Here is a 16,734-nt window from a genome sequence, read left to right as displayed (position 1 = left end):
GCCTCGCAGACTCAACGGCGAGGCGCATTGAAAGATTGCTCATCCGTTTTTGGCTTCCTTGCTTATTTGATGGTCGCGCAACTTGTTGGCAATCGTTGTATGAGAAACGCCGAGGCGTTTTGCCAACTGGCGACTGCTGGGATGCTGTGCATATAACTGCTCCAGCACCAACCTTTCAAAGCGCCCGACAATAGCGTCGAGATCACCGTCCAGAGAAACATCGGTCAAGCCTGAACGCACGCCATAATCCGGCAGTCGAATGTGCTCGACCTGCACTTTGCCGCCCTCGCACAGTGACACGGCCTGAAACAATACGTTTTCCAGTTGCCGAACGTTGCCGGGCCAGTGGTAGTGGCTCAAGCGCTTGATGGCTGCGGGCGATATGCCGGGCAGCGGGCAACCGATCTGGCGGCTGGCGTGATCGAGAAAGTGCTCCACCAGCGGCTCCAGGCCATCCAGGCAGTCGCGCAACGGTGGTATGTGCAAGGACAGCACGTTGAGCCGGTGGTACAGGTCCTGCCTGAACTCGCCTCTGGCACACAGTTCCGACAGATCGACCTGAGTCGAACACACCACGCGCACATCGAGAAACATGTCTTCGTCGCTGCCCACCCGGCGAAAGCTGCCGTCCTGAATAAAGCGCAGCAGCTTGGCCTGCATACGCGCACTCAGCTCACCCACGCCGTCCAGAAACAGCGTCCCGCCCGCAGTCAGCTCCAGCAGCCCGAGTCGGCCTTCCGGTCGCGCGCCCTCGAAAGCGCCAGGGTCGTAACCGAACAGCTCGATTTCGGCCATCGACTCCGACAGCCCGGCGCAATTAAGCGCCATCAGCGGTGACTGACCACGCGGGCTGGCGAGGTGGCAGGCGCGGGCCAACAGTTCCTTGCCGGTGCCGGTTTCGCCTTCGATCAGCAACGGCGCGTCCAGCGGTGCCATGCGCCGTGCCTCGCGAACGACTGCGGCCATGACTCTGGAACTCTGGAAAATGCTGTCAAAGCCACGCAACTCCTGCTTGCGCACATGATAGATACGCTCCCCGACCCGATCAGCGCGGTGCAGGGTCAACACTGCACCGGCCATGGCTTCGCTGTCATCGTGTTCGGATTGCAGCGGCGCGATGTCGGCCAGAAACACATCGCCGCGCACTTTGACTCGCAGACCATTGATACGCGACTTGCTGGCGCGCACCAGCTCGGGCAGATCGAAATCTTCGGCGTAGCGCGACAAGGGAATACCCGGCACCTCATCGACGCGCACCCCCAGCAATTGCGCGGCGGCCCGGTTGGCCGCCACGATGGCACCGGCCATGTCGATGGACAGCACCGGAAACTCCAGCGCGCCCAGCAAGGCATTCAACTCCATGTGTCGCCGCTCGCTGGGCATCAGCCCGACGCGCTTGACGCCAAACACGCCGGTGATCGCTTCAAACTTCGGGCGCAACGCCTGAAATTGCAGGTTGATCAGGTTCGGGCAGTGCAGATAGATGGCATCGCCATGCTCGCCGCCCACCTCACCGCGAGCCACGTTGACGCCATAGGCGACCAGCAGATCGAGAATGTCGCGGAGGATGCCGATCCGGTTTTGACAATGCACCTTGATGCGCATGGGTGATCCGCTCCTGTGAGTCCTGACCTTATAGGCTCTGATTTTTGCAGTGCGCTGAAGTCTAGCGTCAACAATACGTTACAGCCCAGCGCAATCAGGCCTTAATGTGACGTGAACTCAAGGGACTTAAAATGTAAACGTAAAGTTTTCGTTACGAACTTCGGTATCCATTGGGTCTTGCATAGGGGATAGCGTGCTGACGCACCGCTTGAAGTGAGTTATTTCTGGGTCCAGGCCTTACAAGAACAACACCCTTATTCGAGGACATCAGCATGGCCCAGACGCACTACGTGGCACGCGAGCCGGACGCCTCGGACTTCATTGATTACCCTGCAGCCGAGCATGCAGTCTGGAACACCCTGATCACCCGGCAGATGAAGATCATCGAAGGCCGCGCCTGCCAGGAATATCTGGACGGCATCGAGCAACTGGGCCTGCCCCTTGATCGCATTCCGCAGCTGGGCGAAATCAATACAGTATTAGGCGCGACCACTGGCTGGCAGGTCGAGCGAGTGCCGGCGCTGATTCCTTTTCAGACGTTCTTTGAACTGCTGGCCAGCAAGCGCTTTCCGGTGGCGACGTTTATTCGCACTGAAGAAGAACTGGATTACTTGCAGGAGCCGGATATTTTTCACGAAATCTTCGGCCACTGCCCGCTGCTGACCAACCCCTGGTTTGCCGAATTTACCCACACGTATGGCAAGCTCGGGCTGAGCGCATCCAAAGAGCAGCGTGTGTACCTGGCGCGACTGTACTGGATGACCATCGAATTTGGCCTGGTCGATACGCCCCAAGGGCGACGCATTTACGGCGGGGGCATTCTTTCTTCACCCAAAGAAGCCGTCTATAGCCTGTCTTCAGCGCCGGAGCATCAGCCCTTCGACCCCCTTGAAGCGATGCGCACGCCGTACCGGATCGATATTCTGCAACCGGTGTATTTTGTCCTGCCCAACCTCAAGCGTTTGTTCGATCTGGCCCAGGAAGACATCATGGCAATGGTCGAACAAGGGATGCAGCTGGGTTTGCATGCCCCAAAATTCCCCCCTAAAACCAAAAGCCACGCGGCCTGAAAGCACCAGACATCTGAACCGCGCCGAGCATCAAGTCTCTCATTACAAGCCCTGCCTTAAAGGAACCTGTACTTATGACTACTCTGAATCAAGCCAGCTGCGAAGCCTGCAGCGCCGACGCCCCGCAAGTCAGCGACGCGGAGCTGCCGGAGTTGCTCAAGCAGATCCCTGACTGGAACATCGAAGTACGCGACAGCGTGATGCAGCTGGAGAAAGTGTTCCTGTTCAAGAACTTCAAGTTTGCACTGGCGTTCACCAACGCCGTCGGCGAGATCGCCGAAGCCGAAGGCCATCATCCAGGCCTGCTCACCGAATGGGGCAAAGTGACTGTTACCTGGTGGAGTCATTCGATCAAGGGGCTGCATCGCAACGACTTCATCATGGCGGCTCGTACTGATGAAGTGGCCAGGAAGGCAGAAGGCCGAAAATAAATTGCTGATGCCTACGGAACCCGCTCACGCGGTCCGGCCCAGTAAAATCAAGCTGCACAGCACCTCGCAAGGTGAAAGCCGGGACAGTGAAAAGGCGATTTTGTTTCGCAACTGCATCAATCAGGATAAAAAAATATCCTGATTGTCATTTTCAGTGGGTTATCCTGCGCCTGCTTTTTAAAGCACGGTTCTATCTGCAACACCTTGCGAGGAGCGATGACGATGCATGAAATTCCAAACTTCCCACCAGGCCAACAGGAACCACAGCAGTCGACACTGGCTCAACAAGAGCTTGGTCAAGCTGTAGCAATAAAGGCAGCACCTTCGGCTCAAGACAGCCAGAAAGCCAGCAGCAAAGACTGAAGGCAATTGTTTTCAGGCGTATCGAAAAACGGGTTTGTCGATTTTCAATGCGCCTGGAACACCAGCAGTAGGCAGACCGCAGATTTTATGACTGACTTCACCGAAACCCAGGCCAGCGCCTTGATTGGCACGGCCGAAAAAATGATCGAGATCTGGTCACGCCTCAGCCCGGAAAAACAGAGCGCCCTGCTCGCACGTTTCGGGACGCAGGAAAACGCACTGGCGGCACTTGTGACAACCCAGCTCGTGGCACCCACGAACAAATAATCCGTCATTCACCGTTTATTTCAATCTGTTGCACCTGCATCGCTCGATGCGTCGGTATGATAAGCACTTCGAGAGCTTGCTAAGGGCTTTCCCTGCCCGCTCGAAAGTCATGCGCATACAGAACGAAAGCCTGCCCCCATGCCCGAAACAAAGCACACCACACCGCAAACCCCGAAGGCCGTCACCCTTACCGTCGTTTCCATCGTGATGTTTACCTTCATCGGCTATCTGAACATCGGCATCCCGCTTGCCGTTCTGCCCGGCTACGTCCATAGCGACCTGGGCTTTGGCGCAGTGATCGCCGGGCTGGTCATCAGCGTGCAATACCTGGCGACAGTCATCAGCCGGCCATTGGCGAGCCGCATCATCGATGAACGGGGCAGCAAGAAAGCGGTACAGATCGGCCTCATCGGTTGCGGACTGAGCGGTGTGTTCATGCTGGTGCCGACCTGGCTGGGCAGCTGGCCAATGGCGAGCCTGGTGATTCTGTTGATCGGCCGGGTAATCCTTGGCAGCGCGGAAAGCCTGGTCGGTTCGGGTTCGATTGGCTGGGGCATTGGCCGGGTCGGCGCGCAGAACACCGCGAAGGTAATTTCCTGGAACGGCATCGCCAGCTATGGTGCATTGGCCATCGGTGCGCCACTGGGCGTGTGGATGGTGGATTCACTTGGGCTGTGGACGGTAGGCGTGAGCATCATGCTGCTGTGTGCGCTCGGGCTTTACCTGACGTGGCACAAGGAAGCCGCGCCGATCGTCCATGGCGAACGGCTGCCATTCATGCACGTACTGGGGCGGGTCTTTCCGCACGGCATGGGTCTGGCGCTGGGCGGTATCGGCTTCGGCACCATCGCTACATTCATTACTCTGTATTACGCCAGCAACCACTGGCCAAATGCTGCACTGTGCCTGACGCTGTTTGGCGGCTGTTTCATCGCCGCACGCTTGCTGTTCGGCAACCTGATCAACCGCCTGGGCGGCTTTCGGGTGGCGATTGCCTGCATGTCGGTGGAGACGCTGGGGCTGCTACTGCTGTGGATGGCGCCGACGCCAGGCCTGGCGCTGGCCGGTGCAGCACTGACCGGCTTCGGCTTCTCGCTGGTGTTCCCGGCACTGGGCGTGGAAGCAGTGAACCTGGTTCCGGCCTCCAGTCGCGGCGCGGCGGTAGGCGCTTACTCGCTGTTCATCGACCTGTCACTGGGCATCACCGGCCCACTGGCAGGCGCGATTGCCGCAGGGTTCGGCTTTGTCTCAATCTTTCTGTTTGCGGCGCTGGCCTCACTCACCGGGCTTGGGCTGAGCGTTTACCTGTACAAGCAGGCGCAGGCGTTGCGCCAGTAATAATGGGTTCCCGGTCATCGTTCCCGAGCGTGAGGAGCGATAATCTCGACTATCGTCAGTTGTACTCAGAAATCCACTTTGCCGCGTCCGGCCTTGATTGAGCCTCGTTTGCTCTTGGACTCCAGCCGACGGGTCTTGGAGCCCAGTGTCGGGCGGGTCGGGCGGCGCTTCTTTTCGACCTTGACGGCATTGACGATCAGCTCGCTCAGGCGCAGCAACGCATCGGCGCGATTCTGCTCCTGAGTCCGGTACTGCTGGGCCTTGAGTACAATCACGCCATCACTGGTAATCCGGCTATCGCTCAGCGCCAGCAGCCGCTCCTTGTAGAACGGCGGCAGCGATGAAGCGTTGATGTCAAACCGCAGATGAACCGCGCTGGAGACCTTGTTGACGTTCTGCCCGCCCGCGCCCTGAGCACGGATGGCGGTCAACTCGATCTCGGCGTCCGGCAGATGGACATTGTTGGAAATCACCAGCATCAAGGCATCTTCTTTTCTGGAACAGCCACGTTTACTTACCGGACTCGGCATTCACGACAACGCTACGCCTGTTTTTGGCCCGATAACATACCCACATCACCGCCAGCCATACCGGAATCGCATACACCGAGATCTGAATGCCGGGGATCATCAGCATGATGCCGAGAATGAACACCACAAAGGCCAGGCACACATAGTTGCCATACGGATACCACAGCGCCTTGAACAGCGGCGCCTGCCCGGTGCGGTTCATGTGCTGGCGGAATTTCAGGTGCGAATAACTGATCATCGCCCAGTTGATCACCAGCGTGGCGACCACCAGCGACATCAACAGCTCCAGCGCCTGCTGCGGCACGAAGTAGTTGAGCAGCACCGCCACCAGGGTCACGGCGGCAGAGGCGAAGATCGCCTTGACCGGCACACCGCGTTTGTCGACCTGCGCCAGCGCCTTGGGCGCATCGCCCTGCTCGGCCATGCCCACCAGCATCCGGCTGTTGCAATAGGTGCCGCTGTTATAGACCGACAGCGCCGCCGTCAGCACCACGAAGTTGAGGATGTGCGCCGCCGCATCGCTGCCGAGCATCGAGAACACTTGCACGAACGGGCTGCCGCTGTAGGAATCACCCGACGCATTGAGGCTGGCCAGCAGGCTGTCCCATGGCGTCAGCGACAACAGAACCACCAGCGCGCCGATGTAGAAAATCAGGATGCGGTAGATGACCTGATTGATCGCCTTGGGGATCACGGTTTTCGGCTGTTCGGCTTCGGCAGCGGTAAAGCCGAGCATTTCCAGGCCGCCGAACGAAAACATGATGATCGCCAGCGCCATCACCAGTCCGCTGACACCATTGGGAAAGAACCCGCCGTGCTGCCAGAGGTTGCTGACAGAGGCCTGCGGGCCACCGCTGCCGCTGACCAGCATGTAGCTGCCCAGCGCGATCATGCCGATGATCGCCACCACCTTGATGATCGCGAACCAGAACTCGGTCTCGCCGAACACCTTGACGTTGGTCAGGTTGATGGCATTGATCAGCAGGAAGAAAGCCGCCGCCGACACCCAGCTCGGGATGTCAGGCAACCAGTAATGGATGTATTTGCCGACTGCGGTCAGCTCCGACATACCCACCAGGATGTACAGCAGCCAGCAGTTCCAGCCCGACAGAAAACCGGCGAAACCACCCCAGTAATTGTGGGCGAAATGGCTGAACGAGCCGGCGACCGGCTCTTCGACGATCATCTCGCCGAGCTGGCGCATGATCATGAAGGCGATGAAGCCGCAGATGGCGTAGCCGAGGATCATCGACGGCCCGGCTGATTTCAGAACGCCCGCCGAGCCGAGAAACAGGCCCGTGCCGATGGCGCCGCCCAAGGCGATCAGCTGGATGTGCCGACTCTTCAGGCCACGTTTCAATTCGCCCGAGGGTGAGGTTGTTTCACTCATTCAATAGCCACCTGGTGATTCTTGTTCTGTGACGGAATAAAACCTGCTGCGCTCGTGGCACAACAGAAATGCAGCACCCGAGGCGGTTGGCCAGGGTGTCGAACAACAATGATTCACAGAAAAAAGCGCAGCATTGTACACCTGCATTCAGGTTGAGGTTCAAAACAGAGGGGTGGATACGCGAGGCCGTGTGACAGCGCTTTTCAGGTTGCCAGAAACAACAACGCCAGCCCTGAGGGCTGGCGTTGCCGTACATTCACATCACGCAATCACTCAGGCTTGCGACGACCAAAGCCAGGGCGCTGACCCGAGCCTGCCGGTGGACCGCGACGCTTGCCCGACGGCGCATCATCATTGACCAGCTTGATGCCGACACGCTTGGGGCCCGGCTTGGCCGGACGCTTGTTCATGTCGCTCGGGCGCTCGGCGACCGGTGTGCCACGGCTGTTGTCGGCCGGGCGCGGCGCGCGCGAACCGGGCTTGCCCGAATCCTTGCGCGGCGACGGACGCTGAGTCGAATCGCCGCCACGCGGACGATCACGCTCGCTGCCGGTGATCTGCGGTTGACGCGGTGCGCGGTCGCCGGTCGGAGCACCAGCGGCAGGACGTACGGTACGAACAACGCGCTCGCCCTTGCCCAGCGGGCGGGACGATTGACGCTGCAGACGCTCCATCTTGTCCTTGGTCTTGGCATTCATCTGCGGCTGAGCCACAGGTTGCAGACCGACTTCGGCAGACAGAATGTCGACTTCGTACTGGCTCATTTCGCGCCAGCGGCCCATCGGCAGGTCGGAGTTGAGGAATACCGGCCCGTAACGCACGCGCTTCAGGCGGCTGACCACCAGACCCTGGGATTCCCAGAGACGACGCACTTCGCGGTTACGGCCTTCCATCACCACGCAGTGATACCAGTGGTTGAAGCCTTCACCGCCCGGAGCCTGCTTGATATCGGTAAAACGTGCCGGACCGTCTTCGAGGATCACACCGTTCTTGAGGCGCAGCAGCATGTCGTCATCGACTTCGCCACGCACCCGAACCGCGTATTCACGGTCCATTTCAAACGACGGGTGCATCAAACGGTTGGCGAGCTCACCGTCAGTGGTGAACATCAGCAGACCGGTGGTATTGATGTCGAGACGGCCGATGTTGATCCAGCGGCCTTCTTTAGGACGCGGCAGACGATCAAACACGGTCGGACGGCCTTCCGGGTCGTCACGGGTGCAGATTTCGCCATCGGGCTTGTTGTACATGATGACGCGACGGACCGTTTCGGCCGCTTCTTCGCGCTTGATGACGCGACCATCAACACTGATGGCGTCATGCAGGTCGACGCGTTGACCGAGGGTCGCGTCTTTACCGTTGACCTTGATACGGCCTTGGGTAATCCAGGCTTCTACGTCACGGCGTGAACCCACGCCAATGCGCGCCAGAACCTTCTGCAGCTTTTCGCCTGCGGGTCCGATTTCCTGGCTGTCCTGCTTGTCTTTTTCACTCATCTGGGCACCTCCCGGTGTGTCGAATCAGGGCTGACCGAGAACCGGTGAGACCTGTGCCCGGCGCGCTGTGGATAGCGGCAAGGCGAAATACTTGAAAGCCCGGGCGAGCACTGATCGCCGAGGGTCGGCCATCATACGCCTCTGCGGCGGATTAATCATCCAGCGCCAAGGGTAATCGCCAGAATCACTTCTTCTTTTTGCGACCGGCGGTCTTGAGCTTCGCCAGCCGCTTGGCCGACTCTTCAAGCACCGTGCGCTTGTCGTCCTTTTCCAGCTTCTTCCAGGCCTTGATTTCCCGCTTGCTGCGGCCACACCCCAGGCAAATGTCATCATCGAATTTGCACAGGCTGATGCAGGGGTTCTTGGTCGAACTCATGGGCAGCGAATCTCATGGCGAGTGGTATCAGATGTGACCCTGAGCTGACGTATGAATTCGACCGAAGTGCACGGAGCATTGCAGAGGATATCGTTCCGCACGCTTCAACGTGGGAATGCAGTTCTCGACGCTCCGCGTCGTCAAGAGGACGCAGAGCGTCCAGAAAAGCGCTACCACGCAGAGCGTGGGAGCGATAATAATCAATCAAACCTCATCGTCGCCTTTGCCGTCTTCAGCCTCCGGCTCGCCACGCAGCAGGTCGTCGAAGTCAGTCTTGAGGCCCTGCTCCATCGAGTCCAGTTCCACCAGCAGAGTGCGGAAGCTGGTTTCGTCGCGAGGCGCTTCGGGCTCTGCGTCCGGGTCCAGGCTGGCGTCGGCCAGGGCTTGCAAGTGCGCGGGCACCGGGGCTTCTTCGAAGTCCATGACCGGCTCGGTTTCCATCTCGCGCAAATCGGCCAGCGGCGGCAGCTCATCCAGGCTCTTGAGGTTGAAGTGATCGAGAAAACCTTTGGTGGTCGCGAACATCGCCGGTTTGCCCGGCACGTCGCGGTAACCCACCACGCGGATCCACTCGCGCTCCAGCAGCGTCTTGACGATGTGGCTATTCACCGCAACGCCGCGCACGTCTTCGATCTCGCCACGCGTGATCGGCTGGCGATAGGCAATCAACGCCAGGGTTTCCAGCATGGCGCGGGAGTAGCGTTGCGGACGCTCTTCCCACAGCCGTCCGACCCATGGCGAAAACCGGTCGCGGATCTGCAGGCGATAACCCGACGCTACTTCCTTGAGTTCGAACGCGCGGCCGTCGCAAGACTTGCGTAGCACTTCCAGCGCCTTTTTGAAGACTGGCGGTTCGGGACGCTCGCCCTCTTCGAACAGCTCGTAAAGCCGCTCCAGCGTCTGCGGCTTTCCGGAGGCCAGCAGAAACGCTTCGAGCAACGGGGCCAGTTCGCGGGGTTCGTTGAGGTTCATGGGTGTGTTCTTGCTCTACTCGGCTCGCGCCCGGACATGGATCGCCGCAAAGGGCTCGTTTTGGACCAGCTCGACAAGGGATTCCTTGACCAGTTCAAGCACCGCCATAAATGTCACGACCACGCCCAGACGCCCTTCTTCGGCGGTAAACAGCTCGGCAAACGGTACGAAACCGCCGCCCTTGAGGCGCTCCAGCACATCGCTCATGCGTTCGCGAGTGGACAGCGCCTCGCGGCTGACCTGATGGCTTTCAAACATATCGCCACGGTGCAGCACTTCGGCCATGGACATCAGCACTTCTTCAAGGCTGACGTCCGGCAACAGCTTGCGTGCGCGGGCTTCAGGGGCGTCGAGCTTCGGCACGATCACATCACGACCGACCCGTTTCAGGCCGTCGATGCCTTCGGCTGCGGCCTTGAAACGCTCGTACTCCTGCAAGCGGCGAATCAGTTCGGCGCGAGGGTCACCCTCTTCCTCCTCGATTTCCGCCGAACGCGGCAGCAGCATGCGCGATTTGATCTCGGCCAGCATGGCAGCCATGACCAGATATTCGGCCGCCAGTTCCAGGCGCACGGTTTTCATCAGTTCGACGTAACCCATGTACTGCTTGGTGATTTCTGCCACCGGGATGTCGAGGATGTCGATGTTCTGTTTGCGGATCAGGTACAGCAGCAGGTCGAGCGGCCCTTCAAAGGCTTCGAGAAAAACCTCCAGCGCATCCGGCGGGATGTACAGGTCCAGCGGCATCTGCGTGACCGCGCGCCCATAGACCAGCGCGAACGGCAGTTCCTGCTGAGCGTCGGCCTGGCTGTCGACTGGTTCCACGACGGTCATTAAGCGCGTTCACCGAACGGGGTTGGATCGCCGCAACCGACGCGCACGATCTGAGGCTCGCCCTCGGACAGGTTGATGACCGTCGACGCCGAAATGCCACCGATCCCGCCATCGATGATCAGGTCGACATGATGTTCGAGAATCTGACGCATTTCATAAGGATCGCTGAGCGGCACGCTGTCGCCGGGCATGATCAGGCTGACGCTCATCAGGGGCTCGCCCAGTTGCTCCAGCAGCGCCTGAGCGATGGGATGGCTCGGCACCCGCAGGCCGATGGTGCGGCGCTTGGGGTGCAGCACCAGACGCGGCACTTCGCGGGTGGCATTGAGAATGAAGGTATACGGCCCGGGTGTGTGGGCCTTGAGCGCGCGAAAAGCGCCGGTGTCGACCTTGGCAAACAGCCCCAGTTGCGAAAGATCGCAGCACATCAGGGTGAAGTTGTGCTTGTCGTCCAGCTGGCGCAGGCGGCGGATGCGCTCGATCGCGCTCTTGTCGCCGATCTGGCAACCCAGTGCGTAGGACGAATCTGTCGGGTACACCACCAGCCCGCCGGCTTTTATGATTTCCGCGGCCTGTTTGATCAGGCGCGGCTGCGGGTTTTCCGGATGGACCTGGAAAAATTGACTCACGGTAACTTCCTGTTCAGACGGCGGCAGTAGGCTGTTCATGTTTGAATCTGCACCACAAAGGCGGTAGATCCTCCGGCACCGGACGGTAAGTGCCGATCTCGCCCCAGGTGCCAGGCCCGTGGAAGTCGCTACCGGCGCTGACCAGCAGACCGAACTCACGCGCCAGAATGGCCAGGGTTCCCACCTGATCGGCAGGCTGCATGCCATTGACCACTTCTATGGCGTGCCCACCGGCCTGGACGAAATCGCCGACCAGTTTACGCCGTTTACTGCGCGTAAAGTCATAATGCGAAGGATGCGCGAGGCTGACCCACGCGCCGGAGGCACGCAAGGTTGCAACGGTGTCTTCCAGGGTCGGCCAGTGTTGCTTGACGTCCCCCAGCTTGCCCGCGCCCAGCCATTTGCGAAATGCTTCGGCGCGGTCCTTGACGAAACCGGCACGTACCATGAAGTCGGCGAAGTGCGGTCGCGCCGGGGCATTACCGCTGTCGCCGAGCTCCTGCTGGATCGCCCGAGCACCTTCCAGCGCGCCAGGCATACCTTTGATCGCCAACTTTCGACTGATTTCGTCGGCGCGCAACCAGCGTCCTTCATGTAATCGGGCGATGGCGTCGGTCAACGCAGGGGCCTGAGTGTCGAACCCGTAACCCAGCACATGGATGGTCGCGCCACCCCAGGTGCAGGACAACTCGACCCCGTTGACCAGCTGCATACCCAATGAATGCGCCGCAGCGCGGGCCTCTTCAAGCCCTTCGAGGGTGTCGTGGTCGGTCAGGGAAAGGACGCGCACGCCGTTTTCATAAGCACGCGCAACCAGCGCGGTGGGCGATAACGCCCCGTCGGAAGCGGTGCTGTGGCAATGCAGGTCAACATTCATAGTGGTGCTTTCGTGTTCATTGATGTTTGTTATTATGCCGTCACATCCTGCTTCTGGCTGCCATTGTGAAACAATTCATCGACTTCATCCCGCTGTTGCTGTTTTTCATCGTTTACAAAACCGAGCCGCGTGCCGTGGACATCCTCGGCAACACCTACATGGTCGGCGGCATTTTCAGCGCAACGGCGATGCTGATCATCAGTTCGGTGGTGGTCTACGGCATCCTCTACATCAAACAGCGCAAGCTGGAAAAAAGCCAATGGCTGACACTGGTCGCCTGCCTGGTGTTCGGCAGCCTGACCCTGGCCTTCCACAGTGAAACCTTCCTCAAGTGGAAAGCCCCGGTGGTCAACTGGCTGTTTGCCGTGGCCTTCGCCGGTAGCCATTTCATCGGCGATCGCCCGCTTATCCAGCGCATCATGGGCCATGCACTGACCTTGCCAGCGGCTATCTGGACGAAGCTGAACATCGCCTGGATCATTTTCTTCCTGTTCTGCGGCGCGGCCAACCTGTATGTGGCGTTCACTTATCAGGAATTCTGGGTCGACTTCAAAGTCTTCGGCAGCCTGGGCATGACCCTGCTGTTCCTGGTCGGTCAGGGAATCTACCTGTCACGCCACCTGCACGATACCGCTCCCAACACGACCAAATCCGAGGACTGACATGCTCTACGCAATCATCGCCACTGACGTCGAAAACTCGCTGGAAAAACGCCTGAGCGTTCGTCCTGCACACCTTGAGCGCCTGAACGCACTCAAGGATGCAGGCCGTCTGGTACTGGCCGGCCCACATCCGGCAATCGAGAGTAATGATCCGGGCGCTGCCGGTTTCAGCGGCAGCCTGGTGGTTGCCGAGTTCGACTCGCTGGACGCCGCAAAAACCTGGGCCGATGCCGACCCATACGTTGCAGCAGGCGTTTACGCCAATGTCGTGGTCAAGCCGTTCAAGCAAGTCATGCCCTGACCCGCGCCTGGCCAACCCCTATGCAGCGCTGCCTTTCGATCAAGGCCGCGCTGCGCTGCATTCTGGCAGTGGCTAAATTGAGTGAGTCATGAGCGAGCTGTTACTGATAGATGATGACCAGGAGCTGTGCGAGCTGCTGAGCAGTTGGCTGAGCCAGGAAGGCTTTCAGGTACGCGCCTGCCACGATGGCTCCAGCGCACGCAAGGCATTGGCCGATGCAGCGCCCTCTGCGGTGGTACTGGACGTGATGCTGCCCGACGGCAGCGGCCTGGAGCTGCTCAAACAGTTGCGTTCCGAGCACCCGGACCTGCCGGTGGTAATGCTCTCGGCACGTGGCGAGCCGCTGGACCGCATACTTGGCCTGGAACTGGGCGCTGACGATTATCTGGCGAAACCCTGCGACCCCCGCGAGCTGACCGCCCGCTTGCGTGCTGTACTACGCCGCAGCCATCCGGTTGCTTCGTCGACGCAACTTGAGCTGGGTGACCTGACCTTCAGCCCGGTGCGTGGTGTGGTCAGTGTCGATAACAAGGAGCTGACCCTCACCGTGTCCGAGAGCCGTTTGCTTGAGGCGCTGATGCGCCAGCCCGGCGAACCGCTGGACAAGCAGGAACTGGCGCAACTGGCCCTGGGCCGCAAACTGACCCTTTACGACCGCAGCCTGGACATGCACGTCAGCAACCTGCGCAAGAAGATCGGCCCGCACGCCGATGGCCGCCCACGCATCGTCGCCCTGCGCAGCCGCGGGTATTATTACGCTCTTTGAGCAGCTTCAAGCTTTAAGCGACAAGCTGTAAGCAAACATCAGAGTGCTTCTGGCTTGAAGCTGACAAAACTTGCCGCTGCCCCTTACACAAGCTTTACGTACCGCTGACCGTGCTTGACCTTGTTCTCCCTAAACTGGGCTCATCGGCATTGAGCCGCACTAGAGACAAGGAGATACACCATGCGTAAGACCCTGATCGCTTTGATGTTCGCAACTGCCCTGCCTACCATTGCCATGGCCGCACCGCCACCGCCACCACCGGGCGGCCCTGACGCAGACGTGCCAGCCATGCGTCTTGATCGTGATGATCGAGGCCCTGGGCCCGACATGCGTCGCGGCCCGATGGGTGAGCGAGGCCCAGGTCCGGAAATGCGCCGTGGCCCAGGCCCTCTTGGAGATCTGGACCTGAGCCGTGAACAGCGCCAGCAGATCGACAGGCTGATGCGTGAGCAGAAGCACGAACGCCACGACATCACTCAACGCTATCTGGACAAAATGCCTGCCCCGGCGCAGAAAGCGATGTACAACGAAATCAACGCCAAGCGCGCCGAGACCGACAGTGCAATTCGCGTACTGCTGAGCCCGGAACAGCAGAAGCAGTTCGACGAAATCAAGAAAAGACAGGACGAACGTCGCGCCGAATGGGCCGAGTTCAAAGCCTGGAAAGCAGAAAAAGCTGCAAAGATGCAGTAAATCGTCAGGCCTTCTGGCCAGGCGACGTGAATAGAACCCGGCATGCACCCGCATGCCGGGCTTTTTTACTGAGATTGAGGAAATCCCGTGCGTTCATTGTTCTGGCGAATCCTGGCCAGCTTCTGGCTGGCCATTGCCCTGGTCGGCGGCCTGTCGGTGCTCGTGGGGCACATGCTTAATCAGGACGCCTGGATCCTCAATCGCCATCCGGTGCTCAACGTGCTGCCGGAACAATGGACGCAACGCTTTGAAGAACAGGGCGCGGATAACGCTCAGGAGTTCCTGCAAGACATCAAGCGGCGCAATCGTATCGACGTTCAGGTGCTGAGCGACAGTGGCGAACCCGTGGTACGCGGCACCTTCCCGCCACGCGCCGCAGCACTGGAAGCCCGCCAGGCGGAGGATGAGGACAAGGGTCGCAAGCTGCCATGGCGGCGTCTGGCTACTGAATACAGCAGCCCGAAAACCGGCGAAACCTACCTGTTCATCTATCGCGTGCCGCACCCGGAACTCGACGCCTGGCACCGCCAGAGTCTGATGTGGCCGCTAAGCGCGCTGGGTATCGCGCTGGTGGTGCTGACCCTGTTCAGCCTGTTTGTGACGCTGTCGATCACCCGCCCGCTAAACCGTTTGCGCGGCGCCGTGCATGATCTGGGGCAAACCAGTTATCAGCAGCACAGCCTGGGGCAACTTGCCAATCGACGTGATGAATTCGGCGTGCTGGCCACTGATTTCAACCGTATGGGCGCACGCCTGCAAACCCTGATCGGCAGCCAGCGTCAGTTGTTGCGCGACGTATCCCACGAGTTGCGTTCGCCGTTGGCCCGACTGCGCATTGCCCTGGCGCTGGCCGAGCGTGCGGAACCTGCCGAACGTGAAAAACTCTGGCCACGGCTTGGCCGCGAATGCGACCGTCTGGAGGCGCTGATCAGCGAGATTCTGGCACTCGCGCGTCTGGATGCAGATTTTGGCGGTCCCGAGCCGGTGAATCTCGACGAACTGTTACACCGCCTGAAGCACGACACGCACCTGGACGGCGCCGAGCAAAACATTCGGGTCGAGGTTCAGAGTGGCCTGCAATTACAAGGCTGGCCGGACATGATCGAACGGGCGCTGGACAATCTGCTGCGCAACGCCCTGCGCTTCAATGCGCCGGGGCAGAGCATCGATTTGCAAGCGGTTCAGGTTGGCAATCATGTCCGCCTCAGCGTTCGCGATCACGGCCCGGGCGTTGCCGCAGAACACCTGGCGCAACTGGGCGAACCGTTTTACCGCGCGCCCGGCCAGACCACGCCGGGTCACGGTCTGGGCCTGGCGATTGCCAAGCGGGCAGCCGAGCGGCATGGCGGAAACCTGATTCTGGACAATCATCCGGACGGTGGTTTCGTTGCCACACTGGATCTGCCGCTGGAACCGGAAAATCCCTCTTCGGTCTAGCCTTGCCACTCGTTGACGAATTCAGTCACATCAACCTTCGGGGCCTGGCGTGGCGGATTTTGCGGAGTGCCCAGATACAGAAAACCGATCACTTCCTCGCCCGCTTCAAGCCCGAAGCCCTTGGCGACATGCGGCGCATAGGACAATTCACCCGTGCGCCAGACCGCGCCGATGCCCAGCGCATAGGCTGCCAGCAGCACGCCATGGGCGGCGCAGCCTGCGGTTATCAGCTGTTCCGAACGCGGGACTTTGAAATGATCCTGCAAGCGGGCGATCACCACCACGACCAGCGGCGCACGCAGCGGACCGAGGCGGGCTTTTTCCAGCGCTTGCGGGGTGACTTCTGCGCCGCTCTGTTGCAGCGCCTCGACCAGCAACTCGCCCATGCGCTCACGGGCCGAACCTTCGACGGTCAGAAAACGATACGGCTTCAGCTGGCCATGGTCGGGCGAGCGCAACGCCGCGCCGAACATGATTTCCCGCTGTGCAGCGTCCGGGGCCGGGTCGACCAGTCGCGGAACCGATACGCGATTGAGCAAAGCGTCGAGCGCCTGCATGGGCTGTCTCCTTGAAAGATGAGCTGGACATTCTAGAGCCTGTTCAGTGTCAATAACGAGTCCGGCGGACAATTCCTTACCTGGCCTGTCGAAACACCCCACAGCCACACTGGTTTACATGCCTTCAAGCGCAGGTAGAA

20 protein-coding genes are annotated in these 16,734 nt (G+C 60.0%); 10 read left to right on the top strand and 10 right to left on the bottom strand.

What is annotated here, in order from left to right:
• Positions 1-39: 39 nt before the first annotated feature.
• Positions 40-1,605 carry a sigma-54-dependent phenylalanine hydroxylase transcriptional regulator PhhR gene (locus tag N018_RS07420; protein ID WP_025389232.1) on the bottom strand — a complete coding sequence of 522 codons (1,566 nt, stop codon included), beginning with the start codon at positions 1,603-1,605 and terminating at the stop codon, positions 40-42.
• A 272-nt stretch (positions 1,606-1,877) separates the two neighbouring features.
• Here N018_RS07420 and phhA point away from each other — a divergent pair, with 272 nt between their 5' ends.
• The 5 genes from phhA (at position 1,878) to N018_RS07400 (ending at position 5,074) form a co-directional block, all read left to right on the top strand.
• Positions 1,878-2,675, top strand: a complete 798-nt coding sequence (gene phhA, locus N018_RS07415) for a phenylalanine 4-monooxygenase (protein WP_025389231.1) — start codon at positions 1,878-1,880, stop codon at positions 2,673-2,675.
• A 74-nt stretch (positions 2,676-2,749) separates the two neighbouring features.
• On the top strand, positions 2,750-3,106 hold the full coding sequence (locus N018_RS07410; protein ID WP_024646383.1) for a 4a-hydroxytetrahydrobiopterin dehydratase: 357 nt from the start codon (positions 2,750-2,752) through the stop codon (positions 3,104-3,106).
• A gap of 222 nt (positions 3,107-3,328) precedes the next feature.
• Entirely contained in the window at positions 3,329-3,469 is a 141-nt protein-coding gene (locus tag N018_RS27735; protein ID WP_195757170.1) for a hypothetical protein, read from the top strand.
• A gap of 87 nt (positions 3,470-3,556) precedes the next feature.
• Positions 3,557-3,736, top strand: coding sequence for a hypothetical protein (locus N018_RS07405; protein WP_032606646.1), 180 nt, complete (start codon positions 3,557-3,559; stop codon positions 3,734-3,736).
• A gap of 138 nt (positions 3,737-3,874) precedes the next feature.
• Positions 3,875-5,074, top strand: a complete 1,200-nt coding sequence (locus tag N018_RS07400) for an MFS transporter (protein WP_024646385.1) — start codon at positions 3,875-3,877, stop codon at positions 5,072-5,074.
• Positions 5,075-5,139: 65 nt separating this feature from the next.
• Here N018_RS07400 and arfB read toward each other — a convergent pair whose 3' ends face one another.
• From arfB to N018_RS07360, 8 genes are all read right to left on the bottom strand, one after another.
• Positions 5,140-5,553: an alternative ribosome rescue aminoacyl-tRNA hydrolase ArfB gene (gene arfB / locus N018_RS07395; RefSeq protein ID WP_025389230.1), complete on the bottom strand. Its 414-nt coding sequence runs from the start codon at positions 5,551-5,553 to the stop codon at positions 5,140-5,142.
• A gap of 31 nt (positions 5,554-5,584) precedes the next feature.
• Positions 5,585-6,994, bottom strand: a complete 1,410-nt coding sequence (locus N018_RS07390; RefSeq protein WP_025389229.1) for an amino acid permease — start codon at positions 6,992-6,994, stop codon at positions 5,585-5,587.
• A 269-nt stretch (positions 6,995-7,263) separates the two neighbouring features.
• Positions 7,264-8,490, bottom strand: a complete 1,227-nt coding sequence (rluB, locus tag N018_RS07385) for a 23S rRNA pseudouridine(2605) synthase RluB (RefSeq protein ID WP_024646387.1) — start codon at positions 8,488-8,490, stop codon at positions 7,264-7,266.
• 184 nt (positions 8,491-8,674) lie between these two features.
• On the bottom strand, positions 8,675-8,866 hold the full coding sequence (locus N018_RS07380) for a DUF1289 domain-containing protein (RefSeq protein WP_024673636.1): 192 nt from the start codon (positions 8,864-8,866) through the stop codon (positions 8,675-8,677).
• A gap of 204 nt (positions 8,867-9,070) precedes the next feature.
• Positions 9,071-9,838: an SMC-Scp complex subunit ScpB gene (scpB, locus tag N018_RS07375; RefSeq protein ID WP_025389228.1), complete on the bottom strand. Its 768-nt coding sequence runs from the start codon at positions 9,836-9,838 to the stop codon at positions 9,071-9,073.
• 15 nt (positions 9,839-9,853) lie between these two features.
• A complete protein-coding gene (locus tag N018_RS07370) occupies positions 9,854-10,552 on the bottom strand; it encodes a segregation and condensation protein A (protein WP_173335978.1) in 699 nt (232 codons plus the stop codon).
• A 119-nt stretch (positions 10,553-10,671) separates the two neighbouring features.
• Positions 10,672-11,301, bottom strand: a complete 630-nt coding sequence (locus tag N018_RS07365; protein WP_024646391.1) for an L-threonylcarbamoyladenylate synthase — start codon at positions 11,299-11,301, stop codon at positions 10,672-10,674.
• Between the two features lie 13 nt (positions 11,302-11,314).
• Positions 11,315-12,178 carry a PHP domain-containing protein gene (locus tag N018_RS07360; RefSeq protein ID WP_024646392.1) on the bottom strand — a complete coding sequence of 288 codons (864 nt, stop codon included), beginning with the start codon at positions 12,176-12,178 and terminating at the stop codon, positions 11,315-11,317.
• A gap of 65 nt (positions 12,179-12,243) precedes the next feature.
• Between N018_RS07360 and N018_RS07355 the strand changes: the two genes are divergently transcribed.
• From N018_RS07355 to N018_RS07335, 5 genes are all read left to right on the top strand, one after another.
• A complete protein-coding gene (locus N018_RS07355) occupies positions 12,244-12,840 on the top strand; it encodes a septation protein A (RefSeq protein WP_024646393.1) in 597 nt (198 codons plus the stop codon).
• A gap of 1 nt (position 12,841) precedes the next feature.
• Positions 12,842-13,141: a YciI family protein gene (locus tag N018_RS07350; protein ID WP_024646394.1), complete on the top strand. Its 300-nt coding sequence runs from the start codon at positions 12,842-12,844 to the stop codon at positions 13,139-13,141.
• A gap of 88 nt (positions 13,142-13,229) precedes the next feature.
• Positions 13,230-13,907: a response regulator transcription factor gene (locus N018_RS07345; protein WP_024646395.1), complete on the top strand. Its 678-nt coding sequence runs from the start codon at positions 13,230-13,232 to the stop codon at positions 13,905-13,907.
• A 180-nt stretch (positions 13,908-14,087) separates the two neighbouring features.
• Positions 14,088-14,600, top strand: a complete 513-nt coding sequence (locus N018_RS07340) for an LTXXQ domain-containing protein (RefSeq protein ID WP_024646396.1) — start codon at positions 14,088-14,090, stop codon at positions 14,598-14,600.
• Positions 14,601-14,687: 87 nt separating this feature from the next.
• A complete protein-coding gene (locus N018_RS07335) occupies positions 14,688-16,037 on the top strand; it encodes a sensor histidine kinase (protein WP_025389227.1) in 1,350 nt (449 codons plus the stop codon).
• On the opposite strand, the gene N018_RS07330 is transcribed toward N018_RS07335, so the two are convergent.
• A complete protein-coding gene (locus N018_RS07330; RefSeq protein WP_024646398.1) occupies positions 16,034-16,594 on the bottom strand; it encodes a nitroreductase family protein in 561 nt (186 codons plus the stop codon). The two genes, N018_RS07335 and N018_RS07330, sit on opposite strands and share 4 nt — an antisense overlap.
• Between the last annotated feature and the right edge of the window lie 140 nt (positions 16,595-16,734).

Origin of the sequence: Pseudomonas syringae CC1557 (genome assembly GCF_000452705.1) — a bacterium.
GTDB classification, from domain to species: domain Bacteria; phylum Pseudomonadota; class Gammaproteobacteria; order Pseudomonadales; family Pseudomonadaceae; genus Aquipseudomonas; species Aquipseudomonas syringae_F.
The sequence above is the reverse complement of the archived record's forward strand: the minus strand, read 5'-3'. Positions and strand labels throughout refer to the sequence as shown.

Bases quoted from the DNA above. Each gene is read 5' to 3' on its own strand.
- N018_RS07420 (WP_025389232.1), bottom strand. From the start codon at position 1,605: ATGCGCATCAAGGTGCATTGTCAAAACCGGATCGGCATCCTCCGCGAC.
- N018_RS07330 (WP_024646398.1), bottom strand. From the start codon at position 16,594: ATGCAGGCGCTCGACGCTTTGCTCAATCGCGTATCGGTTCCGCGACTG.
- N018_RS07390 (WP_025389229.1), bottom strand. From the start codon at position 6,994: ATGAGTGAAACAACCTCACCCTCGGGCGAATTGAAACGTGGCCTGAAG.
- rluB (WP_024646387.1), bottom strand. From the start codon at position 8,490: ATGAGTGAAAAAGACAAGCAGGACAGCCAGGAAATCGGACCCGCAGGC.
- N018_RS27735 (WP_195757170.1), top strand. From the start codon at position 3,329: ATGCATGAAATTCCAAACTTCCCACCAGGCCAACAGGAACCACAGCAG.
- N018_RS07405 (WP_032606646.1), top strand. From the start codon at position 3,557: ATGACTGACTTCACCGAAACCCAGGCCAGCGCCTTGATTGGCACGGCC.
- N018_RS07340 (WP_024646396.1), top strand. From the start codon at position 14,088: ATGCGTAAGACCCTGATCGCTTTGATGTTCGCAACTGCCCTGCCTACC.
- arfB (WP_025389230.1), bottom strand. From the start codon at position 5,553: ATGCTGGTGATTTCCAACAATGTCCATCTGCCGGACGCCGAGATCGAG.
- N018_RS07400 (WP_024646385.1), top strand. From the start codon at position 3,875: ATGCCCGAAACAAAGCACACCACACCGCAAACCCCGAAGGCCGTCACC.
- N018_RS07380 (WP_024673636.1), bottom strand. From the start codon at position 8,866: ATGAGTTCGACCAAGAACCCCTGCATCAGCCTGTGCAAATTCGATGAT.
- N018_RS07360 (WP_024646392.1), bottom strand. From the start codon at position 12,178: ATGAATGTTGACCTGCATTGCCACAGCACCGCTTCCGACGGGGCGTTA.
- N018_RS07350 (WP_024646394.1), top strand. From the start codon at position 12,842: ATGCTCTACGCAATCATCGCCACTGACGTCGAAAACTCGCTGGAAAAA.
- scpB (WP_025389228.1), bottom strand. From the start codon at position 9,838: ATGAACCTCAACGAACCCCGCGAACTGGCCCCGTTGCTCGAAGCGTTT.
- N018_RS07410 (WP_024646383.1), top strand. From the start codon at position 2,750: ATGACTACTCTGAATCAAGCCAGCTGCGAAGCCTGCAGCGCCGACGCC.
- N018_RS07345 (WP_024646395.1), top strand. From the start codon at position 13,230: ATGAGCGAGCTGTTACTGATAGATGATGACCAGGAGCTGTGCGAGCTG.
- phhA (WP_025389231.1), top strand. From the start codon at position 1,878: ATGGCCCAGACGCACTACGTGGCACGCGAGCCGGACGCCTCGGACTTC.